Genomic DNA, 13,606 nt, shown 5'->3' with positions numbered 1-13,606 from the left:
AATTGACCTGGGTCATAACGCGGCAGCGTTATCAGGGCTTGTCTGCTAGGATTTCGGCCCCGCAGCGCAAAACCTGAGCCCCGGCTCTATATTTCATTGGTTTTTTTCGAACGGCATCCGTTATCTTGCCGGCGCTGCGTGCACCTGGCTGACACTTGATTATTGATGAGACCCGTACATGACAGGGTCCTTTTTGGGGGATGAATGGATTTGTGGAGCGCCTTTTCGGCATTGATTCTTGGCGTGGTAGAGGGGTTGACGGAGTTTTTGCCGATCTCCAGTACGGGGCACCAGATCATTGTCGCGGACTTGCTCGAGTTTGGCGGCGAACGTTCGATGGCGTTCAACATCATCATCCAGCTCGGCGCGATCCTCGCGGTGGTCTGGGCGTTTCGCGGCAAGATCTTCGAGGTGGTGCTGGGCTTGCCGACCCAGCCCAGCGCGCGTCGGTTTACCGCCAACCTGCTGATCGCCTTCCTGCCCGCCGTGGTACTGGGGGTGCTGTTGGCCGACTGGATCCACCACTACCTGTTCAACCCGATCACGGTGGCCGCCGCCTTGGTGGTCGGCGGTTTCGTGATGCTCTGGGCCGAGAAACGCCAGCACCAGGTGCACGCTGAAACGGTGGATGAGATCTCCTGGAAGGATGCGCTGAAGGTCGGCCTGGCCCAGTGCATTGCGATGATCCCGGGCACTTCCCGTTCGGGCGCGACCATCATCGGCGGCTTGCTGTTCGGCCTGTCGCGCAAGACGGCCACCGAGTTTTCGTTCTTCCTGGCGATGCCGACCATGGTCGGCGCGGCGGTGTACTCGGGCTACAAATACCGCGAACTGTTCGTTCCGGCGGACCTCCCGGTATTCGCCATCGGCTTCGTCACCGCGTTCATTTTCGCCATGATTGCCGTCAAGGGCTTGCTGCGCTTCATCGCCAGCCACAGCTACGCCGTGTTCGCCTGGTATCGGATCGCCTTCGGCTTGCTGATCCTGGCTACCTGGCAGTTCGGTTGGGTGGATTGGAGCGCGGCCAAGCCATGAACGAAACGGGCAGCCGCAAACGAGCGGGGCGCAATAGCAGCGGTGGCGTGCAGTACCTGCGGCTCAAGCTGACGGTCTTTGTCCTGGTGTGTGCGCTGCCGTTGTTCGGAGCGTTGTTGTTCGGGCTGCGGTCGGTGTCGTGGGTGCCGTTGCTGGCCTATGGCGCGGTCAGCCTCGTGGCGTTCTTGCTGTATTGGCACGACAAGCGCCAGGCCCGCACCGATGCCTGGCGCACCCCGGAAAACGTGTTGCACGCGCTGGAACTGGCGGGCGGCTGGCCTGGCGCCTTGCTGGCTAAGCAAGTGTTTCGCCACAAGACCCGCAAGGTGTCGTTCCAGGTGGTGTTCTGGTTCATCGTGCTGCTGCACCAGGTGTTCTGGATCGACCAGTTGTTCCTGGGCAGCTATCTGTTCTGAGCAAGCTAGGCTCTGAGCCTACAGCAGTAGCCCAATCTGGGTGCGCTTGGGCAACTTGCTGACCACCAGTTGGTGGGAGCGTTGCAGCAGGCCACGCAGCTCTTCGGCACCCAGCGGGTAGGGCACCTGCATGATGATCCACTGGGCCCGCGCCAGGTAAGGCGCGGGACGAATGCCCGGGCGGTCGCAGTGCCCCAGGAACAAGTCCTTGTCGACCTTGAACGCCAACGAATCGCCCCGCAGGTTCTGCAGGGCGAACATCTTGTTGCCGGCGATGGAAAACACCCGCACGCCGCCCCATTTGTAGTCTTCCCGGGCACCGGGCAAGCTCAGGCAAAACCGCGCGACACTCTCTTCACTCATGCTCATAAGGTTCTGTTTCCACAGCGATTGAAGCCTTCCACCAGATGATCGATCCAGGCGCGCACGGCGGGCAACATGCCGCGTCGATGAGGGTAGACCGCCTGGAGCCAGCCGTCGGGCAGCGACCATTGCGGTAGCAACTCCACCAGGGTGCCGTCGCGCAACGCCTGTTCACAATACATGTTTGGCAGCAAGGTAAAACCCAGGCCGTCGAGCGCGCAGGCGCGCCGGATAATGAAATCGTCGATGCCCAAGCGTGCCTCCAGGGCCAGCTCGACACTTTCGCCGTCGGCGTTGAGCAGGCGCAGATGCACCAGGCGATCAGCCTCCAGCGCACCGAGCACCGGCAGCTGGGTTAGGTCTTGCGGCGTTTCGATCCGGTGGCCTTTGACGAACGCCGGGCTGGCCACCATGATCAGTCGCGCCTGGCGCAGGCGCCGCGTCACCAGCAGCGGGTCCTCGGTCCCCAGGTCGCGTACGCGCAAGGCCACGTCGATGCCCTCGCTCACCAGATCCACCCGACGGTTGATCAGAACCATTTCCAACTGCACCTGCGGGTATTTCGCCAGGAACGAGGCTGTCAAACCTGGCAGGATTTCATGGGCCAAACCCACCGGACTCGACACCCGCAAGCGCCCGCGAGGCTCGTTGGACATGCTTGCGACGGCTTCGTCGGCCATCTCCGCCTCCAACAACATCGCCTGGCAATGGCGCAGATAGCGTTCGCCCACGGCTGTCAGTTTCAGTTGGCGAGTGGTGCGCTGGAGCAGGCGCGCGTCGAGGCGTTCTTCCAGCTCGGCGATACGCCGGGACAGCCGCGATTTGGGTATGCCCAAGGCCCGGCCGGCCGCTGCGAAACCGCCGGCTTCGACGACTTTGGCGAAGTAATAGAGATCGTTGAGGTCTTGCATGGCTGGCTCGATTGTCCTGTCATTGTCCTATCGATGGAACGAACTATCGCACCGATGCCGACTAATCGGCTATTGGTTTCATCGGTAGGATTGTCCTCAACTGATCGCCTGGTCGCGATCCTCACTTGGAGAGCCCTTACATGAAACTGTTGCACATCGATTCGAGCATCCTCGGCGACAACTCGGCGTCGCGCCAACTGAGCCGCGAAGTGGTCCAGGCCTGGAAAGCCGCCGAACCGGAAACCGTGGTGACCTATCGCGACCTGGCCGCCGACGCCATCAGCCATTTTTCCGCCCAGACCCTGGTCGCCGCGGGGACCAGCGCTGAATTGCGTGACGCCGCCCTGCAACACGAGGCGCAACTCAGCGCCGTGACCATGGCCGAATTCCAGGCCGCCGACGCGGTGGTCATTGCCGCACCGATGTACAACTTCAGCATCCCGACTCAGCTCAAGGCCTGGATCGACCGCATCGCCGTGGCCGGCCAGACCTTCCGCTACACCGAAGCCGGTTTCGAAGGCCTGTGTGGTGGCAAGAAGCTGGTGATCGTTTCCACCGCGGGTGGCTTGCATGCCGGCCAGCCAAGCAGCGTGGGGCACGAGGAATACCTGAAGGTGATGTTCGGTTTCCTTGGCATCACCGACATCGAATTCGTCCGTGCCGAAGGTCTGGCAAAGGGTGATGACATGCGTAACAAGGGCATGAATGCTGCCAAGGCGCAGATCGGCGAACAGTTCGCCGCCGCGTAAGGCTTGCGCAAAGACACCAAGCTCTTCGGGGCAACCTTCGCAAAACCCTGTATTCTCGTCGTCATTGGATGGCCGGGATGCAGGGTTTCGCTGCATTTGGCGCCGGGGTTTCTGGCGCAGGTTATGCACGGCCAAATGTGCGAGCGGCGGGGCCTTCCCGTGCGCTGGTGAAGGTGGAAGATTCGATGACACGTTTTGGTGCAGCGTTGCTGCTTTGCTTGTTTGCCAGTTTCGCTCCAGTGCAGGCCGCACCGGGGTTGCATCCGCATTGGAGCGCCGGTTTTCATGAACTCAGCTTCCTCGATCCCTTGGATCGGCAGCCGATGCATGCCATTGCGTTCTATCCCTCGACCGATAAAGAACAGACCAGCCCGTTGGGCGGTTACCAGATCGATGCAGCGCCAGACGCCAAGATCGCCATTGGCCGCTTTCCGCTGCTGATGCTGTCCCACGGCAACACGGGTACGCCGCTGGCCTTGCATGACCTGGCGACTTCCCTGGCGCGCAAGGGCTTTGTCGTGGTGGCGGTGATCCACCCCGGCGACAACGTCCAGGATCACAGCCGGCTCGGTACCCTCAGCAACCTGTACGGACGGCCGATCCAGATCTCCGAAGCCATCACCGCGACGCTCAATGACCCGATGCTTTCCCCGTTCGTCAATGCCGACCAGGTTGGCGTGATCGGTTATTCGGCCGGTGGCGAGACAGCGCTGATCCTGTCGGGGGCCACCCCGGACCTCAATCGCTTGCGTCGTTATTGCCAGGAGCGCCCGGATGACCGCGATGCCTGCAACACCCAGGGCGAGCTGGTGGTTGATCGTGACGATCTGCAACCGGTGGCTGACAGCAGGGTCCGGGCATTGCTGCTGATGGCACCGTTGAGCCTGAAGTTCGGCCGTCACACCCTGGCCGACGTTCATGTGCCGGTGCTGCTCTACAGTGGGGACGGCGACAAATTGGTGGCTTTTGACAAGAATGCCGCCGCGTTGGCCCGCAAGCTGCCCATCGCGCCGGATTTCAAGACCTTGGTGGGGGCTGGGCACTTTGTGTTCCTGGCGCCGTGCACCGATGAGCAGATCGCGGCGATGCCCGCCTTGTGCACCGATGCCGACGGTGTCGACCGCAAGGACATCCATCGCACGATGATCTCCGAGGCCAGTCGTTTTTTCAGCCAGGCCTTGGGCAAACCGAGTCGGGCCGGCATGCGCACGGCCGATCAATAAGCGGTTTCTGTAGCCCGGCGGCGCAGCAGCAGGGTCAAGCCCAGGCCGATGATGGACAGCAGCGCGGCACAGAAGAAAATTGACGAATAGCCCAGGTTCAAGGCCACCGCGCCCATCAATGGGCCAGCAATCGCCAGCGCCAGGTCGAAGAACACCGCGTAGGCGCTCAACCCCGCGCCCCGGCTGGTGTTGGGCACTTGCTTGATGGCTTCCACGCCGAGCGCCGGGTACACCAGCGACAACCCGAAACCCGCCAACCCTGCGCCCACCAGTGCGAAGGCCGTGCTGGGCGCCAGCCACAGCAACACCAGCCCGAGGGTCTCGATGCTCATGCAGGCGATGGCGGAGTTGAAACCGCCGAAACGCGCGATGCTGGAAATGAACAGCAACCGCGACAGGATGAAACAGACGCCAAACACCGTCAGGCACCACGCCGCGCCGGTCCAGCCGCGGCTGATGTAGAACAGGGTGATGAACGTGGTGAGGGTGCCGTAGCCGATCGACGCCAGGCACAGGCTTGTCCCATACGGCGCGATGCGTCCGAAAACCGCCCGGAAGGGTAAGCGTTCACCGCGAACGACCGGTACCGACGGTTTGTGGCGGATCATCAGCAGTGCCGCTGCGGCTAGCAAGGACAGCGCGAGCCCCAGGCTGGCGAAACCGAGCGCGCCAACCATCACCACTCCCAGCGGGGCGCCGATGGCGATGGCGCCGTAGGACGCAATGCCATTCCAGGAAATCGAGCGGGCGGTGTGTTCCACGCCCACCTGGCCCATGCACCAACTGATCGTGCCCACGCCAATCAACCCCTGGGCCGCGCCGAGCAACAGGCGACCGCCAATCAGGATCAGCAGGCTGGTCAGGGGCAGGCTCTGCAACAAGGTCGAGAGCAGCGTCAGCACGCCACTGAGCACGATCCCCGACAATCCATAGACGATCGCCCGTTTGGTGCCGACGCTGTCCGACAGCCGTCCGGCCATGGGGCGGCTGAGCAGGGTGGCCAGGTACTGGGAACCGATGGTCAACCCCGCCACCACCGCGCTGAAGCCCAATTGCTCATGGACATAGCCCGGCAACACGGCAATCGGCAGGCCGATGCAGAGGAAGGCGATGAAGGTATAGAAGACGATGGAGACGATCTGCAGGGTGATCGACAGCGAGCTGGGGGCAGGTTGATGCGTCGACATGGGCTCGTTCGCGGGCGGCGGCAGGAGAGCCTCATCATGGCGCGCGGCGGGGAGAAAAGAAAGCAGGCTAACTAAATGGACTTTGAAGGTGCTGCAAAAAAGCCCTGTCACAACGGACAGGGCTTTCACTTGCAGCTTGAGGCTTACCGCTCGGGGCTGTCTTTAGAACATCACACCCTGGCTGCGCAGGTAATCGTCGTAGGTACCGCTGAAGTCAACCACACCGTCGGCGCTCAGCTCGATGATGCGGGTGGCCAGGGACGATACGAACTCACGGTCGTGGCTGACGAAGATCAGCGTGCCCGGGTAGTTTTCCAGCGCCAGGTTCAGCGCTTCGATGGATTCCATATCCAGGTGGTTGGTCGGTTCGTCCATGACCAGGACGTTGGGCTTTTGCAGGATCAGCTTGCCGAACAGCATGCGACCTTGTTCACCACCGGAGATGACCTTGACCGACTTGAGGATCTCGTCGTTGGAGAACAGCATGCGGCCCAGGGTGCCCCGGATCATCTGCTCGCCTTGGGTCCACTGGCCCATCCACTCGAACAGGCTGACATCGTCTTCGAAATCGTGGGCATGGTCCTGGGCGTAGTAGCCCAGTTCAGCACTTTCGGTCCATTTCACCGCGCCGGCGTCCGGGGTCAGCTCGCCCATCAGGGTACGCAGCAAGGTGGTCTTGCCAATACCGTTGGGGCCGATGATTGCCACACGCTCGCCGGCTTCGACCGTGAAGCTGAAGTTCTTGAACAGGGTCTTGCCCTCGAAGCCCTTGGACATGCGCTCGACGGTGACCGCCTGGCGATGCAGCTTCTTGGTCTGTTCGAAGCGGATAAACGGGCTCACGCGGCTCGACGGCTTGACCTCGGCCAGCTGGATCTTGTCGATCTGCTTGGCGCGGGAAGTGGCCTGCTTGGCTTTCGAGGCGTTGGCCGAGAAGCGGCTGACGAAGGTCTGCAGCTCGGCGATCTGGGCTTTCTTCTTGGCGTTGTCCGAAAGCAGCTGCTCGCGGGACTGGGTGGCCGCGATCATGTACTCATCGTAGTTGCCTGGGAACAGGCGCAGCTCACCGTAGTCCAGGTCGGCCATGTGGGTGCAGACGCTGTTGAGGAAGTGCCGGTCGTGGGAAATGATGATCATGGTGCTGTTACGCGCCGTGAGGATGTTTTCCAGCCAGCGGATGGTGTTGATGTCCAGGTGGTTGGTCGGTTCGTCGAGCAACAGTACTTCCGGATCGGAGAACAGCGCCTGGGCGAGCAACACCCGCAGTTTCCAGCCTGGCGCGACTTCGGTCATCGGGCCGAAATGCTGTTCCAATGGAATACCCAGGCCCAGCAGCAGTTCACCGGCGCGGGATTCGGCGGTGTAGCCGTCCATTTCGGCGAACTCGGTTTCCAGCTCGGCCACGGCCATGCCGTCTTCTTCGGTCATTTCCGGCAGCGAGTAGATGCGATCACGCTCGGCCTTGACCCTCCACAACTCCTCGTGGCCCATGATCACCGTGTCGATCACGGTGAATTGTTCGTAGGCGAACTGGTCCTGGCGCAGCTTACCCAGGCGCACGTTCGGCTCGAGCATCACCTGGCCGCCGGACGGCTCGAGGTCGCTGCCAAGGATCTTCATGAAGGTCGACTTGCCGCAACCGTTGGCGCCGATCAGGCCGTAGCGGTTACCCGCGCCAAACTTGACCGAAACGTTTTCGAACAGCGGCTTGGCGCCGAACTGCATGGTGATGTTAGCTGTAGAGATCAAAGGTTTATCCTGCGGAACATTCAGAGTAGCTAAGGGTGCGGCAGTACCTGTTCAGTACCTTGTCTGCGTCGATGCGGTCCGCGCGAAGAAGATGACGCGGTCGCAAGCGCAAGGGTCCTTCCGGCATAAGAGGACAGCTGCATACGGAGCGCCAGGCCCGAGTGCGAGCGCGCCGAAGCCAGGTTCGCGGCATCGGCCAAAAGGGGGGCGCATAATTTGGCGGCGATTGTACTGGTCTGGCCGCATTAACGATAGGGTATTGCCGAAGCAAGACAGTTTTTCACAACAGAGGGTTAACTTTCGGTTACGAACTGTGACTAAAATGCCACCTCCATCGATGCCGTCCCCTTTGCCGCTCGGCTGGCCGGGGGAGGCAGCCTGTTCACTCCTGCTGTGTGACGGACTTCTGTGAAACTGTTCATCGTCGCGATCTACCTCCTGTCCATCGGCTACGTGCACCTGCGGGGACGCGTACGGCATAAGCTCGGGCGCCAGTTGAGTGATCACTCATCTTTTCTCGCGCCGATCAATTGCCTGTTGTACCTGTGCTCGAAATGGCCCAACAGAGCGTTCCTGGACCCTGGGCAATTCCCGGACCTGAGTCCGTTGCAGGCCAATTGGGAGCAGATCCGCGCTGAAGGCCAGCAGTTGTTGCAGGCCGGTGAGATCAAGCGTTCCAACCAATACGACGACCTGGGTTTCAATTCTTTCTTCAAAACCGGCTGGAAACGTTTCTATCTGAAGTGGTACGGCGACAGCCATCCTTCGGCGATGAAATTGTGCCCACGCACCACCGAGCTGGTGCAAGGCATCGGTTCGATCAAGGCTGCGATGTTCGCCGAATTGCCGCCAGGGTCCAAGTTGGTCCGCCATCGCGACCCGTATGCCGGTTCGTATCGCTATCACCTGGGGCTGGAAACGCCCAACGACGCCGGCTGCTACATCGACGTCGATGGCGAGCGCTACCATTGGCGGGATGGGGAAGCGGTGATGTTCGACGAAACATTCATCCATTACGCCGAGAACACAACCACCCAGAACCGCATCATTTTGTTCTGCGATGTGGAGCGGCCGATGAAGTTTCGCTGGGCCACGGCGTTCAACCGCTGGTTCAGCCGCACCGTGATGGCCGCGGCCGGCGCCCCCAACGATGCCGGCGACAAGACTGGCGGCTTGAACCGGGCGTTTTCCAGGCTGTACAAGATCCGCCTGCAAGGCAAGGCACTGAAGAAGCGTAACCGCACGCTGTATTACGTGCAGAAGTGGGCGTTTTTCGGTGGGTTGCTGGCGATCTTCGTCTGGATTTGAACCCGGGAGCGCCTGTGTTCTCGGTCACCTTATTGACCCGTTTGTAGCCCACCGGGTCCATGCTGCGTTTATCCAGCCAGTCGAAATCCACGCCCTGGGAAGAGGTCGCCGACACCAGCACCACCGGAATATTTCTTAACAGCGGCGAACCTGCGGCGTAGCGTGCTTTCGATATGCCTGAATCCAAGAGGTGCGCGTATGAACAGGCTGACAATCATCCTCCCGGCGCTGCTACTGAGCGCCGCTGCCCAGGCCGCCACGTCGAGCACTGGCCCAGTACTGCTGGCCCAGAATCTGCCGGGCAACAACAATCCCTATAACAGCCCGATACACCGGGCCAATCCCAATAGCATGCAGGGCACCCAGCCCAATGTGCCGCGGATTCATGACAATCCGACAGTACCTGTGCCGCGTCCGCCTACCCTGGAAAATGGCGGCATCGGCAACGGCTATCCACGCTCCGGCCAGCCGCCGGGCTCGCCGCGACCCACTATCGAGTCACCTGTGCCGTCCAGGAACCCGAACGGCAACCGCTAGGCTCTGTACTTTTTTAAACACCACAGAAGGAAATGTGCATGTTGCGTAAAACCCGCCTGGCGGCATTCTGTGCCAGCGCCGTCCTGACCCTGTCTGCGTCGGTGCTCGCCGCGCAAACCCAGTCGTTGAAGAGCGAGGAGGGCACGCTGGAAGTGACCACGGTGGTCAAGGGGCTGGAGCACCCTTGGTCCGTGGCGTTCTTGCCCGGCCAGCAAGGCATGCTGGTGACGGAGCGTCCCGGCAACCTGCGCGTGGTCAGCCCCGATGGCCAGTTGTCCGACCCCTTGGGCGGGGTGCCCGAGGTCTGGGCCAAGGGTCAGGGCGGTCTGTTGGACGTGGTGTTGTCGCCGGACTTCAAGCAAGACCGCACCGTCTACCTGTCTTATGCCGAAGCCGGGGCAGACGGCAAGGCCGGCACTGCCGTGGGGCGTGGACAGTTGTCTGAAGATCGACGCAGGCTGGAACATTTCGAGGTGATTTTCCGCCAACAGCCCAAGCTGTCCACCGGCAACCACTTCGGTTCGCGACTGGTGTTCGACCGCGACGGTTATCTGTTCATCACCTTGGGGGAAAACAACGAGCGGCCCACCGCCCAGGACCTGGACAAGCTGCAAGGCAAGATCGTGCGTGTTTATCCCGACGGCAAGGTGCCGGACGACAACCCTTTCGTAGGCCAGAAGAACGTGCGGCCCGAGATCTGGGCCTACGGCGTGCGTAATCCCCAGGGTGCGGCCCTCAATCCGTGGAATGGCACGCTATGGGAGAACGAGCACGGACCCAGGGGCGGTGATGAGTTGAACCTCATCGAGCGCGGCAAGAACTATGGCTGGCCGCTGGCGACCCACGGCATCAATTATTCCGGTGCCCCGATTCCCGAGGCGCAGGGCAAGAACGTCGAAGGCGCCGTTGGCCCTCATCACGTCTGGCCGGTCTCGCCCGGGGTGAGCGGCATGGCCTTCTATGACCATGATCGCTTCAAGGCCTGGCAGCACAACGTGTTCATTGGCGCACTGGTTCCCGGGCAGTTGATCCGCCTGCAACTGCAAGGGGACAAGGTCGTCCATGAAGAGCGTCTGCTGGGTGAGCTCAAGTCGCGCGTCCGCGACGTTCGCCAGGGGCCGGACGGCTATTTGTATGTGTTGACGGATGAGGACGACGGGGCGTTGTACAAAGTCGGGCTTAAATGACGCAACGCCGGAAGCTTTTGCCACAAAAGCGAATATCACTGGATATCGCCATTGACTTGCCATCAACGCACCGCTAATTTCCACATCCATGACTTCCACCGTACTGCGCAGCCAGCCAAGCATTATTACCGCCATTCCTTATATGGCGGGCTAGCTGACGGCTGCACCCAACCCGCCCTCGAGGCGGGTTTTTTCTTTCTGTCTCCCGGGCTTCGTTCAAACCAGGAGACCGCCATGACCTTCAGCTCTACCGAATTTGCCCTGCTGGAACACTACGTCAAGAAGATCCTCGCTGCGCCGGTATACCAACTGGCCGTGCGCACGCCGCTGCAAGTCGCCCCCGCGCTGTCCGCAGCCCTGGGCAACCAGGTGCTGCTCAAGCGTGAAGACCTGCAACCGACCTTTTCCTTCAAGATCCGCGGTGCCTACAACAAACTCGTGCAACTGACCCCGGAGCAGCGTGCCCGTGGCGTTATCGCCGCGTCAGCCGGCAATCATGCCCAAGGTGTCGCGCTGGCGGCACGGGAGCTGGGGATCGCGGCCAGCATTGTCATGCCCAGGACCGCCCCGCAATTGAAAGTGCAGGGCGTGCGCAACCTGGGCGCCGAGGCGGTGCTACATGGGGAAAGCTTTCCGTTTGCCCTGGCGCATGCGCTGGAACTGGCACAACAGACGGGACGGGAATTCGTTTCACCGTTCGATGACCCGGACGTGATCGCCGGGCAGGGCACCGTCGCCATGGAGATCTTGCGCCAGCATCCAGGCCGATTGGATGCGATCTTCGTGCCGGTCGGTGGCGGTGGGCTGATCGCCGGGGTCGCCGCCTACGTCAAGTATCTGCGCCCGGATGTGCGCATCATCGGTGTCGAATCGCAGCACTCGGCGTGTCTCCAGGCTGCGCTGGCGGCCGGGGAGCGGGTGCGCCTCGCGCAGGTGGGCACTTTTGCCGACGGTGTAGCCGTGGCCCAGATCGGGGCTCATGGCTTCGATGTCTGCCGTTTCTGTGTGGATGAGGTGATGACCGTGACCAACGACCAACTGTGCGCGGCGATCAAGGACATTTATGACGACACCCGCGCCATCACCGAGCCTTCGGGGGCGCTGGCGGTGGCAGCCATCAAGCAGTACGTCGCCCGCACGGGCGCGCGCGGCCAGACCCTGGTGGCGATCGATTCCGGTGCCAACATCAATTTCGACAGCCTGGGCCATGTCGCGGAGCGTGCGGCGATGGGCGCAATTTGAGTATTTTCAGGCACGTCACACTTTTTTCGAGGCAGCCGACGGACGTCCTCTTGCGTCCTCAAAAGAAGGGCTACTCTAAAGAGCGACCCAATGATAAGGCGATGGCAATTTGCATGGAAAACACACCGTTTCCTTGCATTTTGCACGAGCTCTTGGAAGCAGGACGAAGCTAAGCGCTTGATTGATATCAATCCGGAAGGTCGTCACTACAGGCATATTTTTTGCGGGATGATTCAGGAGTTCGCTTGCCGAACTCGTGGATCGACCACGCGAAAAAGAACGAGCGAAGCGGCATTCGTAGTCCCAGTCCGCAGGGAAGGAAACGGAAGAGATACCGGCTTCGCGAACATAAGTTGGCCGCCTCAACAGGAGAGAGTCGCCATGTTTTTATCTGCCCTCGAAATGCGAAACATCATTGAAAGCAGTTTGTTGCCCAAGCGCTCGCAATGCACCTTGTCACCCGACCTGTCGATGACAGTGAAGATCTACGACGATCACGAAACCGATCGCGTGGCGTTGATCAGGTCTGATATCGATGCCAACAAGCTCACCGGTTGCCGGGCCATCAACGACTTGATTGCCGAACTGCGCTCAGAGCTGGACCATAACAAGGGCGGTGGCAACCATTTCCATCAGCTACATCACCGGATGACCGGGCGCTGACGGCAATGGTTTTACGCTGATCAAAACGCCAGGTTGGCCATTGCCCAGACCTGGCGTCCCTTTTCTGGCGTCCCTTTCCTGATGTGTCCGGCTCAGTCCAGTTGCCGCCGATAGGGCAGGTCCGGTCCGGTCTTGCCGCATGTCAGGGCGGCCGCGCGCATGGCGAACTCAAGCATGGCGCCGATCTGTACCCGGGTCAGGCTTTGCAGGCCTTCGATCGAGTCCAACTGCTGTTCCGTCAACCACGCAATCAGCGCGGCCTGGAAGGTATCGCCTGCGCCCACGGTGTCGACCATTTTCACCGGACACGCCGGCAGCGACCATGAGCCGTGCTGGCGACTGAAGACCGTAGCCCCCTGGCCGCCACGGGTCAGGAACACCAATTGGCAACGTTGCTCCAGCCAGACTTCGATGACTGCCTGGGGGTCGATGCCGGGGTAGAGCAGGCTCAGATCCTCGTCGCTGACCTTGATCAGGTCGGCATATTCCACCAGCATCGCGATCCGCGCGCGCCACACTTCGATGTTTGGTTGCGGGTTGAGTCGCACGTTCGGGTCGAGGCTGATCAGGCGCCGGCCGCTTTCACGTTGCGCCAGGGCCAGGAGCGTGTCGGCGACCGGCGGTACCACCAGGGAATACGAGCCCAAATGCACGCCGCGTACTTCCGGGCCCAGCTGCGGTAGATGCGCCAGTCTCAATTGCCGGTCCGCGCAGCCTTCGCCACGGAAGCTGTAATGAGGGGAACCGTTGGCCCCCACGGCCACCATCGCCAGCGTGGTCGGCGCGTCGACATCCAGCAGGTATTGGGGGCTGACGCCTTCATTGAGCAGCACTTGCTGGAGCCGGCGGCCCAGGAAATCGGTGGACAGCCCGGTAAACAGCGCCGATTCGACACCCAGGCGACGCAGTCCCACTGCCACGTTAAACGGCGAGCCACCGGCAATCGCCCTGTAGTTCACTTGCGAGGCGGGTCCATCGGCCTCGTTATCACTGAAAAAATCAAACAGCGCTTCACCACACACCAGATACATAGATG

At 61.3% G+C, this 13,606-nt stretch carries 14 protein-coding genes and 1 pseudogene; 9 read left to right on the top strand and 6 right to left on the bottom strand.

Annotated elements, in window-relative coordinates:
* The first annotated feature begins 204 nt into the window (after positions 1 to 204).
* Together N4Q37_RS04985 and N4Q37_RS04980 are read left to right on the top strand one after the other, a co-directional pair.
* Entirely contained in the window at positions 205 to 1,035 is an 831-nt protein-coding gene (locus N4Q37_RS04985) for an undecaprenyl-diphosphate phosphatase (RefSeq protein ID WP_260955788.1), read from the top strand.
* Positions 1,032 to 1,451 (top strand): DUF1294 domain-containing protein, encoded by a 420-nt coding sequence (locus N4Q37_RS04980; RefSeq protein WP_260955787.1) that lies wholly within the window; start codon positions 1,032 to 1,034, stop codon positions 1,449 to 1,451. The genes N4Q37_RS04985 and N4Q37_RS04980 overlap by 4 nt, the downstream gene beginning before the upstream one ends.
* 18 nt (positions 1,452 to 1,469) lie before the next feature.
* On the opposite strand, the gene N4Q37_RS04975 is transcribed toward N4Q37_RS04980, so the two are convergent.
* Together N4Q37_RS04975 and N4Q37_RS04970 are read right to left on the bottom strand one after the other, a co-directional pair.
* Complete coding sequence (locus N4Q37_RS04975) at positions 1,470 to 1,820, bottom strand: MmcQ/YjbR family DNA-binding protein (protein ID WP_260955786.1); 351 nt, start codon at positions 1,818 to 1,820, stop codon at positions 1,470 to 1,472.
* Positions 1,817 to 2,725 (bottom strand): LysR substrate-binding domain-containing protein, encoded by a 909-nt coding sequence (locus tag N4Q37_RS04970; protein ID WP_260955785.1) that lies wholly within the window; start codon positions 2,723 to 2,725, stop codon positions 1,817 to 1,819. Before N4Q37_RS04970 ends, N4Q37_RS04975 begins: the two co-directional genes overlap by 4 nt.
* Positions 2,726 to 2,865: 140 nt before the next feature.
* On the opposite strand from N4Q37_RS04970, the gene N4Q37_RS04965 reads away from it, so the two are divergent.
* Positions 2,866 to 3,474 carry an FMN-dependent NADH-azoreductase gene (locus N4Q37_RS04965; protein WP_260955784.1) on the top strand — a complete coding sequence of 203 codons (609 nt, stop codon included), beginning with the start codon at positions 2,866 to 2,868 and terminating at the stop codon, positions 3,472 to 3,474.
* A 185-nt stretch (positions 3,475 to 3,659) separates the two neighbouring features.
* Entirely contained in the window at positions 3,660 to 4,697 is a 1,038-nt protein-coding gene (locus tag N4Q37_RS04960) for an alpha/beta hydrolase family protein (RefSeq protein WP_260955783.1), read from the top strand.
* On the opposite strand, the gene N4Q37_RS04955 is transcribed toward N4Q37_RS04960, so the two are convergent.
* The gene (locus tag N4Q37_RS04955) at positions 4,691 to 5,884 is read right to left on the bottom strand and encodes an MFS transporter (RefSeq protein WP_260955782.1); all 1,194 of its coding nucleotides are present in this window, start codon (positions 5,882 to 5,884) and stop codon (positions 4,691 to 4,693) included. The two genes, N4Q37_RS04960 and N4Q37_RS04955, sit on opposite strands and share 7 nt — an antisense overlap.
* Positions 5,885 to 6,046: 162 nt before the next feature.
* On the bottom strand, positions 6,047 to 7,633 hold the full coding sequence (locus N4Q37_RS04950) for an ABC-F family ATPase (RefSeq protein ID WP_260955781.1): 1,587 nt from the start codon (positions 7,631 to 7,633) through the stop codon (positions 6,047 to 6,049).
* Positions 7,634 to 8,041: 408 nt separating this feature from the next.
* Here N4Q37_RS04950 and lpxO point away from each other — a divergent pair, with 408 nt between their 5' ends.
* A complete protein-coding gene (gene lpxO, locus N4Q37_RS04945; protein ID WP_260955780.1) occupies positions 8,042 to 8,941 on the top strand; it encodes a lipid A hydroxylase LpxO in 900 nt (299 codons plus the stop codon).
* 22 nt (positions 8,942 to 8,963) lie between these two features.
* Here the strand turns inward: lpxO and N4Q37_RS04940 are convergent.
* Positions 8,964 to 9,116, bottom strand: a pseudogene (locus N4Q37_RS04940) (hypothetical protein); the annotation flags it as partial.
* A gap of 23 nt (positions 9,117 to 9,139) precedes the next feature.
* On the opposite strand from N4Q37_RS04940, the gene N4Q37_RS04935 reads away from it, so the two are divergent.
* The 4 genes from N4Q37_RS04935 to N4Q37_RS04920 all read left to right on the top strand — a co-directional run bounded on the left by N4Q37_RS04935 (position 9,140) and on the right by N4Q37_RS04920 (position 12,570).
* Positions 9,140 to 9,478 (top strand): hypothetical protein, encoded by a 339-nt coding sequence (locus N4Q37_RS04935; RefSeq protein ID WP_260955779.1) that lies wholly within the window; start codon positions 9,140 to 9,142, stop codon positions 9,476 to 9,478.
* Positions 9,479 to 9,516: 38 nt separating this feature from the next.
* Positions 9,517 to 10,665: a PQQ-dependent sugar dehydrogenase gene (locus N4Q37_RS04930; RefSeq protein WP_260955778.1), complete on the top strand. Its 1,149-nt coding sequence runs from the start codon at positions 9,517 to 9,519 to the stop codon at positions 10,663 to 10,665.
* 234 nt (positions 10,666 to 10,899) lie between these two features.
* On the top strand, positions 10,900 to 11,907 hold the full coding sequence (gene ilvA, locus N4Q37_RS04925; protein ID WP_260955777.1) for a threonine ammonia-lyase, biosynthetic: 1,008 nt from the start codon (positions 10,900 to 10,902) through the stop codon (positions 11,905 to 11,907).
* Between the two features lie 381 nt (positions 11,908 to 12,288).
* Positions 12,289 to 12,570: a DUF1652 domain-containing protein gene (locus N4Q37_RS04920; protein WP_260955776.1), complete on the top strand. Its 282-nt coding sequence runs from the start codon at positions 12,289 to 12,291 to the stop codon at positions 12,568 to 12,570.
* A gap of 92 nt (positions 12,571 to 12,662) precedes the next feature.
* Here N4Q37_RS04920 and N4Q37_RS04915 read toward each other — a convergent pair whose 3' ends face one another.
* On the bottom strand, positions 12,663 to 13,601 hold the full coding sequence (locus tag N4Q37_RS04915) for a carbohydrate kinase family protein (protein ID WP_260955775.1): 939 nt from the start codon (positions 13,599 to 13,601) through the stop codon (positions 12,663 to 12,665).
* Positions 13,602 to 13,606 lie beyond the last annotated feature (5 nt).

Source organism: Pseudomonas citri (assembly GCF_025336485.1).
Taxonomy (GTDB): Bacteria; Pseudomonadota; Gammaproteobacteria; order Pseudomonadales; family Pseudomonadaceae; genus Aquipseudomonas; species Aquipseudomonas citri.
The sequence above is the reverse complement of the archived record's forward strand: the minus strand, read 5'-3'. Positions and strand labels throughout refer to the sequence as shown.